Origin of the sequence: Burkholderia sp. Tr-20390 (genome assembly GCF_017104595.1) — a bacterium.
Taxonomy (GTDB): domain Bacteria; phylum Pseudomonadota; class Gammaproteobacteria; order Burkholderiales; family Burkholderiaceae; genus Burkholderia.
The window spans coordinates 1-2,795 of sequence record NZ_JAAGPC010000364.1; the positions used below are offsets into that span (position 1 = coordinate 1).

1 protein-coding gene is annotated in these 2,795 nt (G+C 72.2%); it reads left to right on the forward strand.

Annotation, left to right across the window (positions count from 1 at the left end; translation table 11 throughout):
• Nucleotides 1–2,795, forward strand: a 2,795-nt coding sequence (locus G3N98_RS38895; RefSeq protein ID WP_206151087.1) for a beta-ketoacyl synthase N-terminal-like domain-containing protein, incomplete at both ends; no start/stop codon positions are given.

Below are 2,795 nucleotides of genomic sequence, written 5' to 3' on the forward strand. Positions count from 1 at the left end.
TCCGATCTTTCGTCGAGCAGGCGGCGCTGGCGGAAGCGGGCCCGGCTGCGTTGGCCGCCGCGCCGCGCGTCAGCCCCGGCGACCCGGCCTACATCCTCTATACGTCCGGCTCGACCGGTACGCCGAAGGGCGTGCTGTGCCGCCAGGAGGGCATCCTCGCGCTGTTCGACGCGCTCGCCCGCACGTATCCGCTGGCCGCGGGCGATCGCGTGCTGTGGAAGACCGCGCAATCGTTCGACGTTTCGCTTACCGAAATGCTGTGGCCGTTGATGAAGGGCGCCGCGATCGTGATCGCGCGGCCGGACGGCCAGTACGATCCGCGCTACCTGCAGCGCGCGATCGAGCAGCATCGCGTGACGGTGGTCAATTTCGTGCCGTCGATGCTGCACCTGTTCCTGCAGTCGCTCGACGCCGGCGCGGCGAGCCCGCTGCGCGCGGTATTCGCCGCCGGCGAGCCGCTGCTGCCGGCGACCGTCGAGCTGGCGGCGCGCGTGCTGCCGCATGCGCCGCTGTTCAACGCCTACGGCCCGACCGAGGCCAGCATCTACGCAACCGTATGGCGCTGCGCGAGCGGCCCCGTGTTGATCGGCCGCGCGGTGGGCGACGTCGGCACGCATATCCTCGCGCCCGATCTCGCACGGCTGCCGATCGGCGTGACCGGCGAGCTTTACCTGTCCGGGCGCGCGCTGGCGTCAGGCTACCTGAACCGGCCCGAGTTGAGCGCGGAGCGCTTCGTGCCGAATCCGTACGCGACCGGCGATGCGGATCGCGTGCTGTATCGCACCGGCGACCTGGCCCGCTTCGATCGGCACGGCGACATCGAATTCGTGGGCCGCGACGATCAGCAGGTCAAGGTGCGCGGTTTCCGCATCGAGACGGGCGAAGTCGAATCCGTGCTGGGCCGCCATCCGGGGGTCGCCAAGGTCGCGGTGCTCGCGCGTTCGGGGAGCGCGGGCGCCGTGCTCTGCGCGTTCGTGCAGGCGGCGGGCGCGCTGCCGGACGGCGCGCTGAAGGCGCATGCGCAACAGGCGCTGCCGCCGTACATGGTGCCCGACCGGATCGTCGTGCTCGACGCGATGCCGATGACCGGCAGCGGCAAGATCGATCGTCTCCGGCTGGCCGACTGGCCGCTCGACGCGGCGGGCGCCACCGATTCCGCCGGCCCCGCCAGCCTCGCACACCGCACGCCCGGCGATGCCGAGGGCGCGGTCGCGGCGATCTGGCGCGACGTGCTCGGCCTTGCCGAGATCGATCCGGACACCAACTTCTTCGACGCCGGCGGCCACTCGCTCGCGTTGATCCAGTGCCAGGCGCGGCTGCGTCGCGAATTCGGCCGCGATGTCGACATCGATCACCTGTTCCGCTACACGACGATTCGCACGCTGGCCGGCTGGCTGTCCGCGTCCGGCACGTCGTCGGCCGATGCGGATGCCGACGGCGCGGTCGCGGCCGCGAGCGCATCGCCCGTCGACAGCCGTGACGTCGCGATCATCGGGATGAGCGCGGCCGTGTCGGGCGCGGACGACGTCGAGCAGTTCTGGCGCATGCTGCTCGCGGGCGAGGACGGCATCACCCGGCTCGACGACGCGCGGCTGCGCGCGCTCGGCGTGCCGGACGACCTGCTCGGCAATCCCCGCTTCGTCGCCGCACGCGGGTTGATTCGTGATCCGGACTGTTTCGACGCTGCGTTCTTCGGCTATACGCCGCGCGAAGCCGAGATCATGGATCCGCAGCAGCGCAAGCTGATGGAGGAAAGCTACCGCGCGCTCGAGGACGCCGGTTATGCCGGGCCCGGGCTCGCGCGCGACGTGGGCGTCTACGTGGGCGTGGGCGCGAGCCAGTACCTCGCGAACCACGTGCTCGGCAATCGCGACGCGGTCGACGCGCTTGGCTTGTACCAGATCAACGTGCTGAACCAGCCCGCGACGCAGATCGCCTACCGGCTGAACCTCACCGGCCCCGCGGTCACGTTGAACACCGCGTGCTCGACGTCGCTGGTCGCGCTGCACATGGCCGCGCGCGCGGTCGCGCAGGGCGACTGCGAACTCGCGCTCGCGGGCGCGGCGTCGATCGGCGTCGACGGCGTGCCGGGCTACCTGCACCGCACCGGCGGGATCTTTTCCGCGGACGGCTATTGCCGCGCGTTCGACGCGGCCGCGAGCGGCACCGTCGAGGGCAGCGGCGCGGGTGCGGTGGTGCTGAAGCGGCTCGATCTTGCGCGCCGCGACGGCGATCACGTGTATGCGGTCGTCAAGGGCTCCGCGATCAACAACGACGGCCACGACAAGGCCGGCTACACCGCGCCGAGCCCCGCGGGCCAGGCACGGGTGATCCGCGCCGCGCTGGCGGACGCGGGCGTGGACGCCGCGTCGGTCGGCTATGTCGAGACGCACGGCACCGGCACGCTGCTCGGCGATCCGATCGAAATGGCCGCGCTGAAGGCGACCTACGGCCAGCACCCGGCACGCGCCCCGCGCCTGCTCGGCGCGGTCAAGACGAGCGTCGGGCACCTGGACAGCGCGGCGGGGCTCGCGGGCGTGATCAAGGCGGCGCTCGCGCTCGAACGCGGCAAGGTGCCGGGCACGCTGCACTTCGACACGCCCAACCCGCTGCTCGAACTCGACGACGCGGCCTTCCGCCTCACCGCGGAAGCGGCCGACTGGCCGGACGGCGGCATGCCGCGCCGCGCGGCCGTCAGCTCGTTCGGCATCGGCGGGACCAATGCGCACGTGATCCTGGAAGCCGCGCCGCCCGAGGCGGATGCGCCGACGGCCGCCGCCGCGCATTGCCTGCGG